Genomic DNA, 19738 nt, shown 5'->3' with positions numbered 1-19738 from the left:
GTGTAAATCTGGCGAAGGCAGAATCTGCCGACCAGGCCGAAGGCCGCTTCGCGAGGGGTGGCTCTTCTTCATTTTTTGTTGGTTCACCGCGGCGCGCTCGGAGTGCAGCCGCCGTTCACACTTCATCAATCCATGGCCAATCGCTCTTACCTCTACAGCCTCACCAACCGGCCCACGGCGTACACGGACCGGCCCGAAACCATCTCGGGCCTGTCCGAATGGAACTACGACATTCCGTTCATGTACCGGCTGCTGATGTCGGGCGATCCGCAACTGTGCGCGTCGCTGATCTCCGACGGACTCGACAGCGACGAGGGGGATGAGAAGGTCAGGCTGTACGCGATCAGCGGCCGCTTCGAGCCGGGCTTTGCGCGGGTGAAGCGGCTGATCGACATCATGCGGTACCTGGCGGCGCAGGCGCCGGTGCCTGCGCCCGCGCCCGCAGCCCCGCCCGTCGTGGCCGCGCCGAAGGCCACATCGTTCGTCGACCGGCTCAAGGGCTGGTTCTCGCCGCCCGCCGCACCGAAGGCACCGCCTGCGGCTGCCGCGCCCGCGGCGGCCACACCCGCGACGGGCTCAACGCAGCTGCCGGGCTGGCTGGACGAGACCCTGGCGTTTCTCGAAGCCCACCGCAACGAGCATCTGCTGCTGGAGACGGTCGAGCTCGACACGATGTACGAATCGGAAGAAGCCCCGCTGCGGGCCTGCGTCGAGAAGGAACTCGCGCGCTGCCAGCAGGCCGGCGCCGCGCTCGATGCGCTGCCGCAAGACATCGCGGCGGCGGCGCAATTGCTGCGCGAAGCCGGTGCGAAAAAGCAGGCGGCCCCGCTCGATGCGTTCTTCGGGCTGCGCTTCGACGACGACTGCGACAGCACGCGCAGCCGCGCCACGGAATATCCGCTGGGGCTGCAGTGGTACGACGTGCTGTACTTCGGCCTGCTCAACCGCGCCGAGTTCGAAGCCGCAACGCGCGGCGACGCTGCTGCTGCCGCGTAGCGTTTGCTTCAGTCGCCGCGTCGCGGCTCGGCCCACGCCGAGAGGATGCGCACGGCCTCGGCGTCCATCTTCTGCTCGGCCGGCTGCGCACGCGCGGCCAGCGGTGCGCCGGCTTCGGTGCGCAGCACATCGACGTCGATGGGGTGGCGCGCCGCCACGGTCACGCCTTTGAAGGCGTCACCCGACTGCGCGAGCGTGGCCGCGTAGTACAGCTGGCCGATGCCCGCGATGTGCATGGCCGCCACGCACATGGCGCAGGGTTCGCACGAGGTGTAGAGCTCGCAGCCCGACAGGTCGACGGTGCCCAGCCGGCGGCAGGCATCGCGAATGGCCTCGACCTCGCCGTGCGAGGTGGGGTCGTGGTGCGCGACGGAGTGGTTGAAGCCCTCGCCCACCACCTCGCCGTTCTTGACGACGACCGCGCCGAAGGGCTCGGTGCCGGGCTCCTGGAGCGCGCGGGCCGAAAGGGCCAGGGCGCGCTGCATGAAGTGTTCGTTGTACATGGGTCGGATCTCCGTTTGTCTCAGGCCTTGCGGGCCTGCTCGATGGGGGACGGCGCGGGCGCAGCCTGCGCGCCGAACAGGCCGGCCGTGGCACTGGCGTAGCGGCGCGGATCGAAGCGCAGCACGGCGGGCAGCAGCAGCACGGTGACGGCGGCCAGGTAGGCCCAGGCCATGGTGAAGCCACCGGTCTGCTCGCGCACCCAGCCGGTGACGAAGGGCGCGAGCGCCGCGATCATGAAGCCCACGCCCTGCATGAAGCCGGCAAGTGCACCGGCCTGCGCGGGGTCGGACCGGTGGTCGAGCGCGAGCACCATGCACAGCGAGAACGCACCGCCCAGCCCGGCGCCGAGCACGACGGCGATGACGGCCGCCGGCACGGGCAGCGCAAGCCCGAGCGCCGCAAAGCCCGCGAGCTGCGCCAGCAGCGCACCGACCAGCCAGCGCCGCAGGTCGCGCTGGCCGCCGCGCCGCGCGAGCGCCGGCAGCGTGAGCGCGCCGACGACTTGCGCCAGCGTCATGAGCGCGAGCACGGCGCCGCCCTGCTGCGCCGTCCAGCCGCGCTCGGCGTGGAAGTAGTGCGGCAGCCACGCGACGAGGCTGGTGTAGCCGCCGTTGATGAGGCCGAAGCACAGGGCCAGCAGCCACGCGCGGCGATGGCCGAAGCAGCGCAGCCAGGCGCGGTCGAGCGACGGATCGGCGGCGCGCACGGATGACGACGCAGACGGCAGCTGCCGCGCACCGCGCAGCCACGCCACCAGCGCCACCACCGCGAGCACTGCCCACATGGCGAGGCCGGCGTGCCAGTCGAGTTGCGCATCGCCGCCCACGGCGCGCGCGAGCCACGGGCTGGCCATGGCGCCGAGCCCGCCGCCGCCCATGATGGCGGCCGAATAGAGCCCGGTCATGAGGCCCAGCCGCGCGGGGTAGGCCTGCTTGACCACGCCGGGCATGAGCGCCTGCACCAGCCCCACGCCCGCGCCCGCGAGCGCGGCGCTCCACAGCAGCGCCGCGGCGCCGCCCGCCACGTAGCGGCCGGCGCAGGCCAACGCGATGGCGCCGAGCCCGAGCGCGATGCCGCCGCGCGCGCCCAGCCGCTGGCCCACGGCCGCGCCCGACAGCGACACGGCGCCCATCGCGAACATCGGCAACACGGTGAGCAGCGCGACGGCGTGAAAGCCGATGCCGGTTGCGGCGCGGATCGGTTCGAGCAAGGGGCTGCTCGACGTGAGAAAGGCGCGCAGGTTGAGCGCCACCAGCACGACCACGCAGGCGAAGAAGACCGGGCCCGCGCCGGTGCGCGGGTTGTCGGGTGCGGAGGATGCGGCGCGGCTCACGCGGGCACGGCGCCGGGCACGAGCGTGCCGTGGCGCGCGACCACGCGGCCGCCCGACACCACGAGCTTGCGCACGGGGCGGCCCACCACGGCCTGCGCGGGCGTTTGCGCGTCGACCAGCACGAGGTCGGCGCGGCAGCCCACGTCGAGCCCGTAGGCCGCGAAGCCGCAGCCGCGCGCGCCGGAATGGGTGACGGTGTCGAGCGCCACTTCGAGCTCGTCGTCGCGGCGCAGGTTGTAGCGCAGGCCGATGAGCATGGCGCGCTCGAGCATGTCGGGGTTGCCGTAGGGCGACCAGGTGTCGCGGATGCCGTCGTTGCCGCCGAGCACGGTGACGCCGGCCGCGCGGCACGCCATGAGCGGCGGCACGTTGCGCGAAGCCGGCGCGCTGGTGATGAGCACCACGCCCAGCTTCGCCATGCGCGCGAGCAGCACGTCGCGCTCGCGTTCGCTCACGTCGCCCAGGCAGAAGCCGTGGCTGATGGCCACCTGGCCCTGCATGCCGAGCGCCTCGGTGCGCTGCAGGATCAGCTCGAGCGAGAAGGCGCCCATGGCGCCGGGCTCGTGCAGGTGGATGTCGACGGGACGCTGGTGCTTGTGGGCGATGCCGAAGAGCACGTCGAGCGACTTCACCGGGTCGCCGTCGATGGCGCAGGGGTCGAGGCCGCCGAGCACGTCGGCGCCCATGGCGAGCGACTGGTCGAGCAGTTCGGCCGTGCCGGCACGCCCGAGCAGGCCCGACTGCGGAAAGGCGACGACCTGGATCTGCTGCACCTCGCGCAACGTCTCGCGCGTGCGCAGCGTGCCTTCGAGGTGGCGCAGGCCGGCCTGCGTGTCGACGTCGACGTGCGTGCGCAGGCGCGTGGTGCCGAGCGCGAGGAAGGCCTTGGCCAGCACCAGCGACTGCGCGGCGGCGTCGTGCCCGCTGGCGTGGCGGAAGGCGCGCTCGTTCTCGATCTTGTCGGTGAGGTTGGTGCCGACCTCGTTGCGGTACCAGTCCATGCCCCACATGGTCTTGTCGAGGTGGGTGTGGCCTTCGACGAGGCCGGGCAGCAGCAAGGCGCCCTCGCCGTCTTCGACGGTGGCGCCGGCCGGTGCGGCCAGCGCCGCGCCGATCTCGGCAATGCGGCCGTCGTGCACGCGCACATCGACAGGAGACGCACCCAGGGGGCGCACGTTGCGGATCAGGAGCTGGGAGGTCATTCGATTTCGTTCGTGGGTCAGAGGCAAAGGAAGACCGGTCAGGCGGGTTGCGCCGCCACGGTGCGCGGCAGCACGCGCGGCGTGACGAGCGCCACCGCCACGAAGACCAGCGCGTTGACCGCCAGCGCCACCAGCCCGGTGTTGAGCGACTTGAAGACCACGGGCGCCGCCGGGAACAGCGTGCCGAGGTTCGCGCCGGTGGTCATCGTGAAGGCCAGCACCGCACCGCCCGCGAGGATGCCCGCAAAGGCCGCGTGCTTGCTGCCGAAGGGTTTCTTCAGCAGGCTGAACAGCAGCGAAGGCAGCAACTGCGTGAGCAGGCTCGACGCGAAGATGGCCACGGCCACGATGGTGGTGCCGCCGCGCAGCACGAAGTACACAGCCACCAATGCGAACAAGGGCAGCACGCCGCGCGCCACGCGCGAGACCTGCTTGTCGGTGGCATGGGGCGCGAAGCCTTCCTTGTAGACGTTCTTGCCGATCACCGTTGAAGCGGTGAGCAGGATCATCGAGCCCGGCACCAGCGCGGTGAGCACGCCCGTGCCGCCGATCACGCCCACGAACCACGGGTCGAAGGTGTGCTTCACGAGGCCGAACAGGGCCAGGTCGACCTCGGAGCCCTTGAGCCCCGGCACCTGCAGGATGGCCGCGAAGCCCACCAGGAACAGGAAGGCGATGACCACCTGGTACAGCGGCATCAGGATGGTGTTGCGGCGCACCGCGCTCGCGCTGCGCGCGGCATACACCGAGGTCAGGTTGAACGGGTACAGGTAGTAGCCCAGCGCCGTGAGCAGGATGGTCGAGTTGTACCAGGTGAGGTTCAGGCCCTCTTTCGGAAACTCGAAGAAGCTGGGGTTGGCCGCATGGATGGCGCTGAACATCGGCGTGACGCCGCCGTAGTAGTGCCACGGCAGGTACACGCCCAGGAACACGGCGAGCACGAGGATCAGGATGTCCTTCACGATGGCGATGCTGGCCGAGCCGTGGATGCCCGAGAACAGGATGTAGCTGACCATCACGACGGTGCCGATCCAGATCGCCACCTGCGGCGCGATGGAGCCGTACGAGGCCTCCGACACGATGATGCCCAGCCCGCGCAGCTGGATGGTGAGCAGCGCCACCATGCCCATGAGCGCGACCACCGACACCAGCACGCCGAGCGGGCGGCTGTCGTACTTGTGGGCGAAGAAGTCGGAGAACGACACCAGCTTGTGCGCGGTGGCGTAGCGCCAGATGGCCGGCAGCATCCAGAAGGCCATGAGGTAGGCCAGGCCGCCGTAGGCCAGGATGTAGAAGGCCGGCGAGCCCTTGCTGTACGACCAGCCGCTGGCGCCCAGGAAGGTGAAGGTCGAGAACGACTCGCCCGCCATGAGCAGGAACACCATGATCGTGCCCAGCCCGCGCCCGCCCAGCGCCCATTGCTCCAGGCTCATGGTGCGCCCGCGGCGCGCGAGCACGGCCAGGCCGAGGGCGCCGGCCACGAACAGCGCGATCACGCCGAGTGCGGCGTTCATCGCGCGTCTCCTGCGGCCTGGGCAGCCTGGGCATCTTGCGCGTCGAGGTCGCCTTCGGCGCGGTCGATCACCACCATGATGAGCGAGGTCAGCACCAGCCAGCTCACGTTCCAGACCATCAGGAAGGGCATGCCGAGCACGAAGGTGGGCGCGACGGACGACAGCCATCCCCCGCTGAAGAAGGCGGCGACCGGCAGCAGGGCCAGCCATTTGGCGAGTTTCATGGGATGTCTCTGTGTGTTCGGTTGGTTGGAAATTCGGTCTTCTTTTGGTTAACCATTTTAAATATTTTGGTTAACCAAACGGCGCGAATGGTACGGAGCCGGGCGGGCCGCGTCAATCCGGGGGCTTTCCCGGAGGTGGCGGGGTGCAGGCAATAATCCGCAGGCCCATGCCTGCCGCCACCCGCCGATCCGCCGCGCCCGCCCCTTCGACTGAACCCATCGAGTCCGCTGACGACGCGAACGTGGACGAGCGCGTCTACGCCGCCGTGTCCAAGGCGCTGCTCAGCGGCAAGCTGCGCCCCGGCACGCCGCTGCGCGAGCGCGCGCTGGCCGAGGCGCTGGGCTGCACGCGCGGCGCGGTGCGCAAGGTGCTGGCGCGGCTAGGCTCCGAGAAACGGCTGGTGCTGGAGCACAACCGCGGCGCCTTCGTGCCCAACCCGTCGATCGACGACATGCGCGGCATCTACCGCGCGCGCCGCATCGTGGAGGCCGGGCTGGTCGCCACGCTGTTCGGCCGGCTGGCGCGCGACCAGGTGGCCGCGCTGCGCAAGCACGTGCAGGCGGAGCAGAAGGCGTTCAAGGAAGGCCGGCGCGAGGACGCGATCCGCCTGGCCGGCGACTTCCACCTGCTGCTGGCGCAGATGGCGGGCAGCGACGAGCTGCTGTCGTACATCCGGCGGCTGATTGCGAACACCGAGCTGTACAAGGCGCTGTACGACTCGGCCGAGGCCGCGAGCTGCGCGCCGCGCGAGCACGAACAGATCATCGAAGCGCTCATGGGCGACTCGCTCGACGCCGCGCTGGCCGTGGCGCTGGAACACCTGGACGAGCTGGAGCAGCGCGTGATCGCGGGGGCGGCGGCGGAGCAGGAAGTCGACCTGGCGGCGCTGCTGAACGGCGCTGCGCCGGCGCGAAGCCACGGGCACGATCACTGAGGCTTTCGCGCCCACGTTTCGCCCACATTTCGTCCTCCAGCGAAGTGTCGAGGGGCCGGTCTCGCGAAGATCGGCGCACCATGCCAACGACCCCGCTCGCCGCTTCAGTCCAACCCCACACCCCTGCCCTTGAATGGGCGCTGCTCGCGGTGCTCGCGACCTGCTGGGGCGCCTCGTACACCTTCATCAAGATCGGCGTGGCGACGATCCCGCCGGTCACGCTGATCGCGGCACGCACCCTGATCGCGGGGTTGCTGCTGCTCGCGGTGCTGCGCCTGCGCGGCGTGCGCTTGCCCAAAGATGGCGCGACATGGCGGCGCTTCGTGCTGCAGGCTGGTCTGAACAGCGTGCTGCCGTTCACGCTGATCGCGTGGGCCGAACGCAGCGTGGATGCGGGGCTGGCGACCATCCTCAACTCGACCTCGCCGATCTTCATCTTCCTGCTGGGCTGGGGCCTGGGCGGGGCGGGCAAGCCCACGCTGCAGCGCCTCTTCGGCGTGGGGGCGGGGCTGGCGGGCATCTGCCTGATCGTGGGCTTCGAGGCCCTGCAGGGGCTGGGGCATTCGCTGCTGGCACAGCTGGCGCTGGTGGTGGCCGCCGTCTGCTACGGCTGCGCTGCGATGTTCGGCCGCGTGTTCAAGGGCCTGGACCCGATGGTGCCCGCGGCCGGCTCGCTGTTGAGCGGCGCGGCCCTGCTCGTGCCCGCGAGCCTGGCGATCGACAGGCCCTGGACGCTCGCCCCCTCCACCGCCTCGATGCTCGCCGTGCTGGCGCTGGCGCTGGCGGTGCTGTCCACGGCGCTGGCCTTCACGATCTACTTCCGGCTGATCAAGACGCTGGGGCCGATGTCGACCTCGGCGCAGGCCTACCTGCGCGTGCCCATCGGCGTGACGATCGGCGTGGTGTTTCTGGGCGAGACGCTGGCGACAACGGCGTGGATCGGGCTGGCCTGCGTGGTGGTGGGCGTGGTCGCGATGACGATGCCCGACACACAACTTTTGCGCCGGGGCCTTCGTTTTTTACGCGGCTTTTAGACCCGCGCTTCTACGCTGCCGGCTCCTCCATCCGTTAGCGAATTCTTTCGATGAAACACCTCCTTCGCACCGCCTTGCCGGTGCTCGTTCTTCCCACCCTGTTCGCCCTGCCGATGCTCGCCAACGCGCAGCTCACGGGCAACGTGGCGCTGACCACGAACTACAAGTTCCGCGGCCAGGACCAGGACATGCTGGGCAAGAACGACTACGCCAAGACCCGCGGCTTCAAGCCCGCCGTGCAGGGCGGCTTCGACTACGCCTTCGGCGACAGCGGCTTCTACATCGGCAACTGGAACTCCAGCGTCAACTGGCTCAAGGGCAACAGCCTCGAGAGCGACCTGTACGGCGGCTACAAGTTCAAGGCCGGCCCGCTCGACATGGACGTGGGCGCCCTCACCTACCTGTACCCGGGCAATTCGACGGGCAACACGACGGAGCTGTACGCCAGCGCGGGCTACACCGACGCCACGCTGGGCTCGTTCACGCTGAAGTACTCGCACACGGTGTCGAAGGACTACTTCGGCTATGCCGGCGCCAAGACCGGCTCGGGCCGCACGGGCCGCAACACCGGCTACCTGAACCTGGCCTACAGCAAGGAGATCGTGCCCAAAGTCACGCTGAAAGCGGCCGTCGGCTACACGAACATGTCGAGCGACATCCGCAGCCTGGGCTACAGGAGCTACGTGGACTACAACGTCGGCGCGACCTACGACTTCGGCAGCGGCCTCACGCTCACGGGCTCGGTGCAGGGCGCGAACAAGAAGAGCGCGTACGTGTCCGTGGCCAACCCGGGCTACGACTACGGTTTCGGCACCGTCGGCCAGACGACCTACTCGCCGAACAAGGCGCGCTTCATCCTGACGCTGACCAAGACCTTGTGATCAGTCGATGCTGATGTTCGCCGCCTTGGCGACCTCGGCCCACTTCACGCGGTTGGCGTGCACGGTCTTCTTGAACTGCGCGGGCGACTCGATGCGCACCGTGTTGCCCTGGCTCTCGAAGCGCTCGCGGATCTCGGGCTGCTCGAGCACGGTCTTCACGGCGGCGTTGAGCTTGTCGACGATGTGCGCGTCGGTGCCCTTGGGCGCGAAGATGCCGAACCAGATGGCGCTGTCGAAGCCCTTGGTGCCGGGCAGGCCGCTGGAGGCGATGGTCGGCACCTCCTTCACGGCCGGCACCGCCGTGGCGGTGGTCACGCCCAGCAGGCGCACCTTGCCGGCCTTGTAGTGCGGCAGCACGGTCTGCACCTGGTTCATGATGCAGCAGGTCTCGCCGCGCACCACCGAGGTGATGGCCTCGGGGCCGCCCTTGTAGGGCACGTGGACCATGTTCAGGCCCAGGCGCGAGTTGAACTCGGCAAAGGCCATGTGCGTGCCCGCGCCGTTGCCGGTGGAGGCGTAGTTGTACTTGCCGGGGTTGGCCTTCACCAGCTCGACGAACTCCTTGAGCGTGCGCACGTTGATCACGTCGGGGTTGATGGTGAGCACGTTCGACACATCGAGCACGGGCGCCACGGGCACGAAGTCGGCCTCCACGTCGAAGGGCAGCTTCTTGTACAGCGCAGCATTGCTGCCGTGCGTGGCGGCGGTGCCGAACGAGAGCGTGTAGCCGTCGGGCTTGGCATGCGCGACGTACTCGCTGGCAATGTTGCCGGCCGCGCCCGACTTGTAGTCGATGATCACCGGCTTGCCGAGCTGGCGCGACAGCGGCTCCTGGATGGCGCGGGCCACCACGTCGACGCCCGAGCCGGCCGGGAAGCCCATGATCAGTGTGACGGGTTGTTGCGGCCAGTCGGGCTGGGCCAGCGCCAGGGTCGATGCGGCAGCGGTGCAGAGCAAGGCGCCAGCGGCCAGCAGGGCGCGACGCGGGAAGGGAGAATGGGCCATGTCGGTCTTTCTTCGAGGCGGACGGTGCAGGCGCCGATTGTGGCGCGCGGCTGATATCTGTTTGCACATGTGCTTATGCACCGCGCCCCTTGCCTCTCCATAATCGCTCCATGGTCCGCCCCACACAACAACTCCACACCCATCGCGAACCGGTGCCCGTGCGCGCCGCCGCCACCGTCCTGCTGCTGCGCGACACCGACGCCGGCCTGGAGGTCCTCATGACCCGCCGCTCGGCCACCGCGAGCTTCGCGCCCGGCGCCTACGTCTTTCCGGGGGGCCACATCGACGCGGCCGACGCCGCCGCCGCGCGCATCGCGGCACGCCGCGCCACGCAGAGCGACACGCAGCACACGCAGGCCATCGCCGCGATCCGCGAGGCCTTCGAAGAACTGGGCATCCTGCTGGCCCGCCACGCCGACGGCCGCGCGGTGAGCGCCGGCGAGGTCGCCGCGATGGACCGCAACGCCACCGCCGGCACGGCCTTCGCCGACCAGTGCGCCGCGCGCGGCCTGGTGCTGTCGGCCGACGAGGTCTTCACCTTCGCGCACTGGATCACCGACCGCGACCTGCCCAAGCGCTTCGATGTGCCCTTCCTGGTGGCGCGCATGCCCGAGGGCCAGGAGCCCACGGCCGACGAGAGCGAGCAGTTCGAGCCCTGCTGGGTGCGCCCGGCCGACGCGCTGGCGCGCCACGAGGCGGGCAGCTTCTTCATGATCTTCCCGACCATCCGCACGCTGCAGCGCATGGCGGCCTACGCGACGGTCGATGCGGTGCTCGCGGCCTGCGCGCCCGGGGCCGACGGCCAGGAGAAGCCGCTGTGGACCAGCTGCCCGCGCGCCGGCCTGCTCAAGGGCGAGGACGCGCGCTACATGGAACACGAGTCGCCCTTCGGCGAGCTCGCGCTGGTGTGCCCCGACGGCCAGATCGCGCACGCGCTCGACTGGCAGAGCACGCAGCCCGTGGCGCTGCTGAAGAACGTGCAGCGCCTCACCGCGCCGAACCCCAGCGCCATGACCGGCCCGGGCACCAACACCTACCTCGTGGGCGACGCGGCCACCGGCTACCTCGTGATCGACCCGGGCCCGAACGACGCCACGCACCTGGCGCGGCTGATGGAAGCCACGCAAGGCGACATCCGCCTGATCGTCTGCACGCACTCGCACGCCGACCACTCGCCGGGCGCCGCGCCGCTGCAGGCGCTGTGCGCGGCAGAGCGCAAGCCGCCGATCCTGGGCCTGTCGTCCGCGCCCACGGCACGTTCCACCGCACGCTTCAGCGCCGAGCGCGAGCTGGCCGACGGCGAACGGCTGGTGCTCTCGGGCATCGCGCCCGACGGCACGCCCCTCACGCACACGCTGCGCGCCATCCACACGCCCGGCCACGCGGCCAACCACCTGTGCCTGGTGCTGGAAGAAGACGGCCTGCTGTTCTCGGGCGACCACATCCTCAATGGCAGCACGACGGTGGTCGATCCGCCGGACGGCGACATGACGGCGTACCTCGATTCGCTCGACAAGCTCGACGCGGCCTGCGCGGCCGGCGGCATCGACTTCATCCTGCCGGCGCACGGCTACGTGATCGGCTTTGCGCGCACCGCCATCGCGCACCTGAAGGCGCACCGCCTGAAGCGCGAGGCCAAGATCGCCGCCGCGATGCAGCGGCTGCCCGACGGCACGCCCGAGCAGTGGCTGCCGCTCGCCTACGACGACGTGCCCGAGCGCATGTGGCCGGTGGCGGCGCGTTCGCTGGCGGCGCACGTGGCGCGCATCCGGCAACTGGCCGACGCGCGATGAACCGCTCGAACCGCCCCTCTGCACCCGACGACGAAGGCGTGCGCCTGGCCAAGCGCGTGGCCGCGCTGGCCCAGGTGTCGCGCCGCGAGGCCGAGCTGCTGATCGAGAACGGCGCCGTGAGTGTCGACGGCGTGCCCGCCCTGCTGCCGCAGTCGCGCGTGCAGCCGCACCAGCAGGTCGAGATCGCCGCTGGTGCGCGGCCCGAGCCGATCGTGCCGGTGACGATGGTGCTCTACAAGCCCGCCGGCATGCCGACCGACAACGCCCACCAGCTGCTGGTGGCCGCCAACCACCACGAGCCCGAGCGCGAGGGCCAGCGCTTCCTGCCGGCGCATGCGCGCGGCCAGCGCTGCATGACGCCGCTCGAAACCGGCGCCAGCGGCCTCGTGGCCTACACGCAGGAATGGCGCATCGAGCGCAAACTGCAGGAAGACGCGGGCATCCTCGAACACGAAGTGATGGTCGACGTGGCCGGCCCGGTGAGCCCCGAGGTGCTGGCGCGGCTGGAGCGTTCGCCCGCGCGCGTGAGCATCGGCCGGCAGTCGCCCGAACAGACCGGCCTGCGCTTTGCACTGAAGGGCGCGCGGCCCGGGCAGATCGCGCACATCTGCGACGGCGTGAACCTGCGCATCGTCGCCATGCGGCGCCTGCGCGTGGGCCGCGTCTCGCTGGCCGGGCTGCAGCCGGGCCAGTGGCGCTACCTGGCACCGCACGAGCGTTTTTGAAAGCGGCTTGAGGACGACGAGGCAGCACCGCAAACTGCCACCTGAAGACAGCGGCCCCGCGCCGCACACGGGAGATACCAGCACCATGAAGTTCGGCACACCGATCCGCACCCTGGCCTGCACCCTGCCCCTGACGCTGCTGGCGGGCTGCAGCTACCTCACGGCCTTGCTGTTCCCCGACACGCCGGTCGGTTCGCCGACCGCCGCGACAGCCACCCCGCCTGCATCGCCGCCCACGGTGGTCTCGAAAGACGGCCTCGCGCCGATCACCGCGGTGCAGGTGGACCGCATCCGCGAAGCCGTCGGCGGCAAGCCGCCGAGCCCCGCGGTGGGCAAGGTGGTGGAGAGCGCGTCGTCGACCATCGAATCCTTCCTGCGTACCGAAGGCTGCATCACGGCGCGCAACGGCGCGGTGCTCAACCCCTTCGCGGCGCCCGGCCGGCTGTTCGACGGCACGGGCTTCCAGGGCGGACCGATGGCCGAGATGCAGTACCACGACAAGACCGCCTGCGTGACGGTGCAGCGCATCCAGAACTGGAAGCTGGTATCGCCCCGGCTGCTGCGCTTCGACGTGGTCTACGTGGGCGACGACGGCGAAGAGCGCGCCATCAAGCGCCACGAACTGGTGCGCCAGCCCAAGGGCGGCTGGCTCTTCACTCGCTGAGTGTTGCTGCTGCCGCGTTCGCGCGCAGGCCGACACCGAACGACAGCTGCGCCACGATGCCCGCGCCGGCCAGCACGGCCGCCGCCGCCAGCGCAGGGTTGGCATGGCCCAGGCCCGCGAGCGCGGTGCACAGCGCGCCGATCGCCATCTGCGTGGCGCCGTACAGCCCCGAGGCCGAGCCGATGACCTTCGGGTTGACGCCGATCGCCAGCGTCAGCGCGGCCGGCGAGGCCATGCCGGCACCCACCGTGAAGAGGAACATGCTCGCGACGATCAGCGGCACCGAGAGCTGCCCCGCGAGCGCCGCGCCCAGCAGCACGAAGGCTGCTGCCACGCTCAGTGCGTTGGAGCGCACCATGAGCCGATCGAGCCGCACGCGCGAGATCAGCCGGCTCGTGAGAAAGCTGCCGAGCCACACGCCCGACACGAGGATCGCCAGGTAGATGCCCGCCTCGTGCGCGGGCCGGTGCAGCTGGTCCACGAAGATGAAGGGCGCCGAGGCGATGAAGGCGTACATCGACGTGGTGGCACAGCCGCCGCCGACCGAGAAGCCGACGAACGCGCGCGAGCCCACCAGCTGCCGGTAGTTGCGCGCCAGCGCGGCGCCGTCGAGCGCCGTGCCGGGCGAGCCCGTCTCGGGCAGCAGGCGCCAGGCGAAGAGAAAGCCGACGACGCCCAGCGCAAAGAGCGCATAGAAGATCGAGCGCCAGCCCAGCGCGGTGGCCAGCGCGCCGCCGATGAGCGGCGCCACGCTCGGCCCCACGGCCACCATGAGGTTCATGAGCGCGAGGCGGCGCGTGGCCTCCTGCGGCTCGGCCGTGTCGCGCACGATGCTGCGGCCCAGCACGAGCCCCGCGCAGCCGCCCACGGCCTGGAACAGGCGCGCGGCGATCAGCGCATGCACGTCGGGCGCCACGGCCGCGGCCAGGCCCGACACGGCATAGATCGCGAGCCCCGCCAGCAGCACCGGCCGACGCCCGAAGCGGTCGGCCAGCGGGCCGTACACCAGCTGCCCGGCCGCGAGGCCGAGGATGTACAGGCTCACCGTCATCTGCATCGCGCCCATGCCGGCGCCGAGGTTCTTGGCGGCGATGGGCAGCGCGGGCACGAAGACGTGCATCGCCAGCGTGCCGCTGAAGGTGACGAGCGCGAGCAGCCAGAGCGGCGCATGCCGCGGGCGTGGCGGCAAGGGCTCGGTCATCGGGCTGTGGTGGCGGGCTTGCCCTGCGCGAGTGCGTCATCGGCCGGCTCCCAGCCGCCGCCGAGCGCCATGAACAGCACGACCTGGTCGTCGGCCAGTTGCGCGTCGCTGGCGGCCAAGGCGGCGTCGGCACCGGCCAGTGCGCGTTCGGCATCGAGCGCGTCGAGGTAGGCGGTGCGGCCGTTGCGGTACAGCTGGCGCGCCTGCGCGGCGACCTTGGCGCTCTCGTCGCGCGAGGCCTGCAGGGCGGCGCGGCGGTCGAGCTCGCGGGCGTAGGTGCCGAGCGCGGTCTCGGTCTCGCGCAGCGCGGTGAGCACGGTGCCGTCGAACTTGGCGAGCGCGGCGCGCGTGCCGGCCTCGGCCTGTGCGATGCGGGCCTGCGCGGCGCCGGTGTTGGGCACGGTCCACGAGATCAGCGGGCCGACGCTCCAGGCCAGCGTGTCCTGGCGGCCGAAGCCGGTGGCATGGCCGGCCGACGAGCCCGACAGGCCCAGCGTCACCTTCGGATAGAGGTCGGCCGTGGCGACGCCGATGCGCGCGGTGGAGGCAGCGAGGCTGCGCTCGGCCTGGCGGATGTCGGGCCGGCGGCGCAGCAGCGCGGCGCCGTCGCCCACCGGCAGTGCGCCGGCCACGCGCGGCGGCGTGGTGCAGTCGGCCACCTCACGCGGAAAGTCTTGCGGCAGCGCACCGGTGAGCGTGGCCAGGCGGTAGAGCGCGCCCTGGCGCTGGGCCTTCAGCGGCGGCAGCGCGGCGTCGAGCTGCGCGAGCTGGGCGCGCGCACGGCCGGCGTCGATGGCACCGGCGCGGCCCGCGCGCTGCAGGCGCTCGGTGACGTTCACGGCGTCTTGCTGCAACGCGACCGACTTCTGCGCGATCTGCAGCCGCAGGCCGGCCGAGCAGGCCTCGGCGTAGGCGCGCGCGGTGCCGGCCGCGACGTTCACGCGCACGAGGTCGAGCGCGGCTTCGGCGGCCTGGCTGCTGGCGGCCGAGGCCTCGATGGCGCGGCGGATCTGGCCGAACAGGTCGACCTGGTACGACAGCGACGCGCCCGCGCTGTAGTTGAAGGTGTTCGGCGGCTCGTAGCCCTTTTGCAGCAGCGACAGGCCCGAGACGTGGCCGAAGGACGGCCCGGCGTTCACGCCGATGGTGGGGTACTTGGCGCCGGCCACTTCGGTTTCGATGGCGCGTTCGCGCTCGAGGTTGGCGACGGCCTGGCGCAGGTCGGTGTTGTGCGCGAGGGCCTGGGTGACGAGCCGGTCGAGCAGCGGGTCGTGGTACAGGCGCCACCAGTGCGCGGGCAGCGGTGCGGCGTTCGCCGGGGCTTCGGCGAAGGGCTTGCCGGCAGCGGGCTGGCTGGCCAGCGCCTCGGGCGGCTGCCGGTAGTCGGGGCCGACCGCCGCGCAGGCCGCGAGCCCGGCCGCGACCGCGAGCGAAGCCATGCGAAAGGCGAAGCGGGTCATGGCGGTCATCCCTTCTTCGGTGCGGCGGCAGCGTGGGCCGCGTCGTGTTCGAGGACCTGCACCGTGACGGTCTGGCCGGCCACGAGGCGCGCGCCTTCGGGCAGCGGGTCGAGCTTCACGCGCACCGGGATGCGCTGCGCCAGCCGCACCCAGTTGAAGGTCGGGTTCACGCTGGGCAGCAGGTTGGCGCTGGTGGAGCGGTCGCGGTCGGCGATGCCGGCGGCCACGCTGTCGACCGCGCCTTCGAGCACCGCGCCGCCGCCCATCGGCGTCACGCGCACGCGGTCGCCCAGGTGGATGCGCGGCAGCTTGGTTTCTTCGAAGTAGCCCTCGACGTAGAACGACTGCGCATCGACCAGCGCGAGCACCGGACGGCCCGCGGCGGCGTAGCTGCCCTGGCGCAGGTCGAGGTTGGTGACGAGGCCGTCGGCCGGTGCGCGCACTTCGGCGCGCTGCAGGTTCAGGCGCGCCGAATCGAGCGCCACCTCGGCCTGCGCGACGGCGGCCTGCGCCTGCTCGACGCGGGCGCGGGTCTGTTCGCGCGACTCTTTCGACACCAGCTCGTCGAGCCCCGTGTTGCGCGCGTTCTCGCGCTGGGCCTGGGCGCTCACGGCGCGCTGCGCGGCAAGCGCGGCCTGCGCCTGGCGCACGGCGAGGTCGTAGCGCGCGCGGTCCACCTCGAACAGCAGCGTGCCGGCGGCGACCGGCTGGTTGTCCCGGATCGGCACGGCCGTGACGAGGCCCGAGACGTCGGGCGCGATCTGGACCACGTTGGCGCGCACGCGGCCGTCGCGCGTCCACGGCGCGAGCTCGTAGTGGTCCCACAGGCGAAAGCCCGCCCAGACGGCGGCGGCCACCACGGCTACGGTGAGGAGAACGCGCAGCAGGCTCTGCGCCCGGGGGTTGTCTGCGAAGGGGTTGGCTTTCATGGGAATCTCTGTGGTGTTTGAGTTGTCATTGCAGGTGCGCCGTGAGCCGGCTCAGGCCGTACAGCAGCAGCAGGTACAGCGCCATGTCGAACAGCGCCGGGTGCCACACCCAGCGGTACAGGCCGGTGGCGGCGAGCAGCCGGCGCACGCCCCACAGGGCGAGCAGCGCGGCGGCGGCCAGCAGCATGAGCCAGGGCACGTAGAGCCCGTAGAAACTGGCTTCGCCGATCATGCGGAAGCTCCTTGCGGTGAAGAGGACACGGACACGGCCGCCAGCGAAGGCGGCGCGTCGGGGAACAGGTTGCGACGCAGGCCGACCAGCGCGGTGACGGCGGCGCGCGACGCGGTGGAGCTGTCGCGCGCAGCGAGCACGGCGGTCAACGCTTCATCGATCTGCGGCAGCAGCGCCGCCGGGCGCGGCGCCATGCGGCCTTCACCGCGCTGGCGGAAGAAGCGCGCGATGCCGCCGAGCAGTGCAGCCGAGGTGGCCATCGGCAGCTGGGCGCGCACGCGCTGCAGCACGGCGATGTCGGCGCCCATGCGCAGGTCGCGCAGCGCGTCGTTGGCGGCCACGCCCTCCACGGTGCCTCCGGCCTGCGCGATGCGCGGCGCCAGCAGGCCGATGCGGTCGAGCATGCGCACGGCATAAGCGTCGCTCTGCGCGTACTGCGGCTGGGAGGAAGCGGCCATGTCGCCGAGCTCGCGCCAGGTGGCGCGCTGGATGCGGCGCGCGCTCCAGTCGGCGCCCACCGAGCGCACCAGCCGCGTGACGCGCGCTGCGACCAGCACGCCGACGACCTGGCCGATCATGCTGTTGATGAAGCTCACGAGGTCGGCGCTGGCGGTGTCGTGCATCGCCAGCGTGCCCGACACGCCGAAGACCAGCGCCATCGCGGCCATGAAGTGCGTCGGGCGCGGCAGGTACAGGCCCAGCAGCAGGAAGAGCGGCGCGCAGATCACGACCAGCATGCCGAAGTCCTGCACCGTGGGCATGAGCACGAGCACGTAGACGGCCGAGATCGGAATGGACCACAGCGTCCACTTCAGGAAGCCGTGGATCGCCGGCACCGGGTCGTCCATGGTCGCGAAGAAGCAGCAGAAGACCGCGGCCATCATGGTGGCGGCCGAGCCCATGGTCCAGCCCGTGAGGATCCAGAACGCGCCGCACAAGCAGATGGCGATGACGGCCGCGAGGGCGGAGAGCAGCGCCATGCCGTGGTCGCGGTGCATCGCGCGCTGGCCGAGCGCGGCCGTGCGGCGCAGCGGCGCGCCGCCCTTCAGGCCTTCGTCGATGTCGCGGCGGAGTTGGGCGCAGGCGGTCCAGCCGTCGACCAGTTCTTCGAGCCGCCCTGCGAGGCCGATGCGCAGCGCGCGGGCCCAGGGCGTGAACCCCGCGTCCTGCGCGCTGCCCAGTGCGGCGATCGCCTGGCGCAGCGCCTGCAGGCGAGCGGAGGCATCGACGGCCGGGTCGCTTTCGTCGCGCAGCCACTGTGCGGCCAGCGCCAGCACGGCGGTGACGTCCGGCGCGAGGCGGCCTTCGGCTTGCGCCAGCGCCTGCAGCCGGTCTTCGACGGCCGACAGCGCGGGCGTGAGCGCCGCCACGCGGTCCTGCATGGCGCGGATCGCGCCGGCGGTCCAGCGCAGGTGCGTGGTGTCGAAGGGCACGTGGGTCGAGAGCAGGCGCAGTTGCGTGATGTCGCCGGCGAGGCGGCGGCGGTCGTCGTCCAGGCGCTTCGGGTCGGCGTCCTTGGGGGTGCTGCGGTCGCCGGGCTGGAACAGGTCGCCGAGCCACTGGCGCGCGTCTTTCAGCGTGCGGTCGAGCAGGCCCAGCACGGTGGGCGCGAGCCCGGCGGGCAGCACGAGGCTGTGGACCAGCGTGGCGCAGAAGATGCCCAGGCCGATCTCTTCCACGCGCGCCACGGCGGTGTCGAACAGCACGAGCGGCGTCTGCACCGACGGAAAGCCGATCAGCGCCGCCGTGTAGCCCGCGAGCATGAAGACGTACGAGCGCGGCGTGCGGTCGAGCAGCGAGATGTACAGGCACAGCCCGACCCACAGCGCGAGCACCAGCGTGAGCAGCTCGGGCGCGTTGGACAGCGCGGGCACCATGAGCACGGTGGCGACGCTGCCGATGAGCGTGCCGCAGAAGCGGAACACCGCCTTGGAGCGCACGGCGCCGGCCAGCGGATGGGCGACGACGTAGGTGGTCATGAGCGCCCAGAACGGGCGCGGCAGGCCGGCGCGGCTGGCCAGGTACATCGCCAGCATCGCGGCGGCGAAGCTCTTGACGGAAAAGAGAACTTCCGCGCGGCTGAAGCGCGGCAACGACATCGCCGTGGACATCTACTGGCCGCGCCCTTCCTGCTGCAGGCTCTGCATGCCGGCGGCACTGCGGCCGAGCTTGGCCTCGAGCGCGCCGAAGACGCGCAAGGTGGCGGCGATGTCCTCGTCGGGAATGCCTTCGAACAGCGCGGCGCGCATCTGGCGCAGCGCGGCCTCGATGGGCTCGCAGACGGCGCGGCCGGCGGGCGTGAGGTGCAGCGTCTTGGCGCGGCGGTCGGCCGGGTCTTCGCGACGCTCGACGAAACCGGCCTCGACCAGCTGGTCGAGCGAGCGCACCAGCGACGGCCCCTCGATGCCCAACGCCTCGGCCACCGTGCCCTGGCGCACGCCGTCTTCCATGCGCCCGAGCACCACGACCGGCCAGGCCAGCGTCTGCGACAGGCCGACGTGCGCCACCGCCTTGTCGGCCGCCGCGCGGTAGCCGCGCTGGAGCACCGACAGCGAGGTGCCGAGCCGCATCAGCGCGTGTTCGCGCAACGGGGAGATGGGTTCGGTATCGGCCACGGCGTTATCAATTAGTTAGCTTGCTAACAATTGTACGGGTTTCTACCAAGTTCTGCACGCAGCCGCGCACGTCGTCAGCGCACGGCCCAGGGAAAAGGGGGAGAGAAAGAAAAGTGTGAAGCTCGCCGATAAGCCGGATTCTGTGCACCGGAGCCCTCTTGCGAAGACCCCGGCGTGACCGCCATTACTCTGGGCCGTTTGTCGCCAAACGGCTCGATGCCACCTACCCGCCAGCTCAGCGGAACCACCTCGATACTGGCCTACTTGGTGTTGCTGCGCGCAGAGATTGCCCGTTTCACCCGAACTGAATCGGCTCGTCTCTGTTGCTCTGATCCTCACCTCACGGTGGAGAGTCGTTAACTCCTGCGCTGTCCTGTGCAGTCCGGACGTTCCTCCAGTGCGATCTTTCGACCCGATGCTGTTGCCCGAGGGCAGAGCATCGTCCCTTTCGGGCTTGCACCAGCGGCGGTCTGGCGTGCTTCACACCTCGA

Annotated in this window: 19 protein-coding genes and 1 other RNA gene; 7 read left to right on the top strand and 13 right to left on the bottom strand. The window is 71.0% G+C overall.

Features of this window, described 5'->3' with window-relative positions:
* The first annotated feature begins 132 nt into the window (after positions 1–132).
* Positions 133–996, top strand: a complete 864-nt coding sequence (locus AC3WQM_RS12940; RefSeq protein ID WP_492679194.1) for a DUF7822 domain-containing protein — start codon at positions 133–135, stop codon at positions 994–996.
* 8 nt (positions 997–1004) lie between these two features.
* Here AC3WQM_RS12940 and AC3WQM_RS12935 read toward each other — a convergent pair whose 3' ends face one another.
* From AC3WQM_RS12935 to AC3WQM_RS12915, 5 genes are read right to left on the bottom strand one after another with little or no spacing between them, the layout of a single operon-like run.
* Positions 1005–1499, bottom strand: a complete 495-nt coding sequence (locus AC3WQM_RS12935; RefSeq protein WP_492679192.1) for a nucleoside deaminase — start codon at positions 1497–1499, stop codon at positions 1005–1007.
* A 20-nt stretch (positions 1500–1519) separates the two neighbouring features.
* Positions 1520–2833, bottom strand: coding sequence for a cyanate transporter (locus AC3WQM_RS12930; protein ID WP_492679190.1), 1314 nt, complete (start codon positions 2831–2833; stop codon positions 1520–1522).
* The gene (locus AC3WQM_RS12925) at positions 2830–4035 is read right to left on the bottom strand and encodes an amidohydrolase family protein (protein WP_492679188.1); all 1206 of its coding nucleotides are present in this window, start codon (positions 4033–4035) and stop codon (positions 2830–2832) included. Before AC3WQM_RS12925 ends, AC3WQM_RS12930 begins: the two co-directional genes overlap by 4 nt.
* Before the next feature lie 38 nt (positions 4036–4073).
* Positions 4074–5549: a sodium:solute symporter family protein gene (locus tag AC3WQM_RS12920; protein ID WP_492679186.1), complete on the bottom strand. Its 1476-nt coding sequence runs from the start codon at positions 5547–5549 to the stop codon at positions 4074–4076.
* Entirely contained in the window at positions 5546–5773 is a 228-nt protein-coding gene (locus AC3WQM_RS12915; RefSeq protein ID WP_099795039.1) for a DUF3311 domain-containing protein, read from the bottom strand. The genes AC3WQM_RS12920 and AC3WQM_RS12915 overlap by 4 nt, the downstream gene beginning before the upstream one ends.
* Before the next feature lie 167 nt (positions 5774–5940).
* Here AC3WQM_RS12915 and AC3WQM_RS12910 point away from each other — a divergent pair, with 167 nt between their 5' ends.
* From AC3WQM_RS12910 to AC3WQM_RS12900, 3 genes are all read left to right on the top strand, one after another.
* Positions 5941–6708, top strand: coding sequence for a GntR family transcriptional regulator (locus AC3WQM_RS12910; protein ID WP_159273846.1), 768 nt, complete (start codon positions 5941–5943; stop codon positions 6706–6708).
* 80 nt (positions 6709–6788) lie between these two features.
* A complete protein-coding gene (locus AC3WQM_RS12905) occupies positions 6789–7742 on the top strand; it encodes a DMT family transporter (RefSeq protein ID WP_492679184.1) in 954 nt (317 codons plus the stop codon).
* Between the two features lie 50 nt (positions 7743–7792).
* Positions 7793–8623, top strand: a complete 831-nt coding sequence (locus AC3WQM_RS12900) for a TorF family putative porin (protein WP_492679182.1) — start codon at positions 7793–7795, stop codon at positions 8621–8623.
* Here AC3WQM_RS12900 and AC3WQM_RS12895 read toward each other — a convergent pair whose 3' ends face one another.
* A complete protein-coding gene (locus AC3WQM_RS12895) occupies positions 8624–9628 on the bottom strand; it encodes a Bug family tripartite tricarboxylate transporter substrate binding protein (RefSeq protein WP_095743580.1) in 1005 nt (334 codons plus the stop codon).
* Between the two features lie 110 nt (positions 9629–9738).
* On the opposite strand from AC3WQM_RS12895, the gene AC3WQM_RS12890 reads away from it, so the two are divergent.
* The 3 genes from AC3WQM_RS12890 (at position 9739) to AC3WQM_RS12880 (ending at position 12810) form a co-directional block, all read left to right on the top strand.
* Positions 9739–11421 (top strand): MBL fold metallo-hydrolase, encoded by a 1683-nt coding sequence (locus AC3WQM_RS12890; RefSeq protein ID WP_492679180.1) that lies wholly within the window; start codon positions 9739–9741, stop codon positions 11419–11421.
* Positions 11418–12146: an RNA pseudouridine synthase gene (locus AC3WQM_RS12885; protein WP_492679178.1), complete on the top strand. Its 729-nt coding sequence runs from the start codon at positions 11418–11420 to the stop codon at positions 12144–12146. The genes AC3WQM_RS12890 and AC3WQM_RS12885 overlap by 4 nt, the downstream gene beginning before the upstream one ends.
* Before the next feature lie 85 nt (positions 12147–12231).
* On the top strand, positions 12232–12810 hold the full coding sequence (locus AC3WQM_RS12880) for a hypothetical protein (RefSeq protein WP_492679176.1): 579 nt from the start codon (positions 12232–12234) through the stop codon (positions 12808–12810).
* Here the strand turns inward: AC3WQM_RS12880 and AC3WQM_RS12875 are convergent.
* The 7 genes from AC3WQM_RS12875 to rnpB form a co-directional block, all read right to left on the bottom strand.
* Complete coding sequence (locus AC3WQM_RS12875) at positions 12800–14011, bottom strand: multidrug effflux MFS transporter (protein ID WP_492679174.1); 1212 nt, start codon at positions 14009–14011, stop codon at positions 12800–12802. The two genes, AC3WQM_RS12880 and AC3WQM_RS12875, sit on opposite strands and share 11 nt — an antisense overlap.
* Complete coding sequence (locus AC3WQM_RS12870) at positions 14008–15480, bottom strand: efflux transporter outer membrane subunit (protein ID WP_492679172.1); 1473 nt, start codon at positions 15478–15480, stop codon at positions 14008–14010. Before AC3WQM_RS12870 ends, AC3WQM_RS12875 begins: the two co-directional genes overlap by 4 nt.
* Positions 15477–16400, bottom strand: coding sequence for an efflux RND transporter periplasmic adaptor subunit (locus tag AC3WQM_RS12865; protein WP_307582949.1), 924 nt, complete (start codon positions 16398–16400; stop codon positions 15477–15479). The genes AC3WQM_RS12870 and AC3WQM_RS12865 overlap by 4 nt, the downstream gene beginning before the upstream one ends.
* Positions 16401–16425: 25 nt before the next feature.
* A complete protein-coding gene (locus AC3WQM_RS12860) occupies positions 16426–16632 on the bottom strand; it encodes a DUF1656 domain-containing protein (protein WP_099795029.1) in 207 nt (68 codons plus the stop codon).
* Complete coding sequence (locus AC3WQM_RS12855) at positions 16629–18743, bottom strand: FUSC family protein (protein ID WP_492679170.1); 2115 nt, start codon at positions 18741–18743, stop codon at positions 16629–16631. The genes AC3WQM_RS12860 and AC3WQM_RS12855 overlap by 4 nt, the downstream gene beginning before the upstream one ends.
* Positions 18744–19202, bottom strand: a complete 459-nt coding sequence (locus AC3WQM_RS12850) for a MarR family winged helix-turn-helix transcriptional regulator (protein WP_139701559.1) — start codon at positions 19200–19202, stop codon at positions 18744–18746.
* A gap of 158 nt (positions 19203–19360) precedes the next feature.
* Positions 19361–19729: RNase P RNA component class A (gene rnpB / locus AC3WQM_RS12845), an RNA gene on the bottom strand.
* Between the last annotated feature and the right edge of the window lie 9 nt (positions 19730–19738).

Source organism: Variovorax sp. FW301-JW7 (assembly GCF_058788795.1).
This window is presented reverse-complemented; position numbering and strand designations above follow the sequence as displayed.

Coding starts and splice junctions, on each gene's coding strand:
- AC3WQM_RS12940 (WP_492679194.1), top strand. CDS start 133: ATGGCCAATCGCTCTTACCTCTACAGCCTCACCAACCGGCCCACGGCG.
- AC3WQM_RS12935 (WP_492679192.1), bottom strand. CDS start 1,499: ATGTACAACGAACACTTCATGCAGCGCGCCCTGGCCCTTTCGGCCCGC.
- AC3WQM_RS12925 (WP_492679188.1), bottom strand. CDS start 4,035: ATGACCTCCCAGCTCCTGATCCGCAACGTGCGCCCCCTGGGTGCGTCT.
- AC3WQM_RS12920 (WP_492679186.1), bottom strand. CDS start 5,549: ATGAACGCCGCACTCGGCGTGATCGCGCTGTTCGTGGCCGGCGCCCTC.
- AC3WQM_RS12915 (WP_099795039.1), bottom strand. CDS start 5,773: ATGAAACTCGCCAAATGGCTGGCCCTGCTGCCGGTCGCCGCCTTCTTC.
- AC3WQM_RS12910 (WP_159273846.1), top strand. CDS start 5,941: ATGCCTGCCGCCACCCGCCGATCCGCCGCGCCCGCCCCTTCGACTGAA.
- AC3WQM_RS12905 (WP_492679184.1), top strand. CDS start 6,789: ATGCCAACGACCCCGCTCGCCGCTTCAGTCCAACCCCACACCCCTGCC.
- AC3WQM_RS12900 (WP_492679182.1), top strand. CDS start 7,793: ATGAAACACCTCCTTCGCACCGCCTTGCCGGTGCTCGTTCTTCCCACC.
- AC3WQM_RS12895 (WP_095743580.1), bottom strand. CDS start 9,628: ATGGCCCATTCTCCCTTCCCGCGTCGCGCCCTGCTGGCCGCTGGCGCC.
- AC3WQM_RS12890 (WP_492679180.1), top strand. CDS start 9,739: ATGGTCCGCCCCACACAACAACTCCACACCCATCGCGAACCGGTGCCC.
- AC3WQM_RS12885 (WP_492679178.1), top strand. CDS start 11,418: ATGAACCGCTCGAACCGCCCCTCTGCACCCGACGACGAAGGCGTGCGC.
- AC3WQM_RS12880 (WP_492679176.1), top strand. CDS start 12,232: ATGAAGTTCGGCACACCGATCCGCACCCTGGCCTGCACCCTGCCCCTG.
- AC3WQM_RS12875 (WP_492679174.1), bottom strand. CDS start 14,011: ATGACCGAGCCCTTGCCGCCACGCCCGCGGCATGCGCCGCTCTGGCTG.
- AC3WQM_RS12870 (WP_492679172.1), bottom strand. CDS start 15,480: ATGACCGCCATGACCCGCTTCGCCTTTCGCATGGCTTCGCTCGCGGTC.
- AC3WQM_RS12865 (WP_307582949.1), bottom strand. CDS start 16,400: ATGAAAGCCAACCCCTTCGCAGACAACCCCCGGGCGCAGAGCCTGCTG.
- AC3WQM_RS12860 (WP_099795029.1), bottom strand. CDS start 16,632: ATGATCGGCGAAGCCAGTTTCTACGGGCTCTACGTGCCCTGGCTCATG.
- AC3WQM_RS12855 (WP_492679170.1), bottom strand. CDS start 18,743: ATGTCCACGGCGATGTCGTTGCCGCGCTTCAGCCGCGCGGAAGTTCTC.
- AC3WQM_RS12850 (WP_139701559.1), bottom strand. CDS start 19,202: ATGCGGCTCGGCACCTCGCTGTCGGTGCTCCAGCGCGGCTACCGCGCG.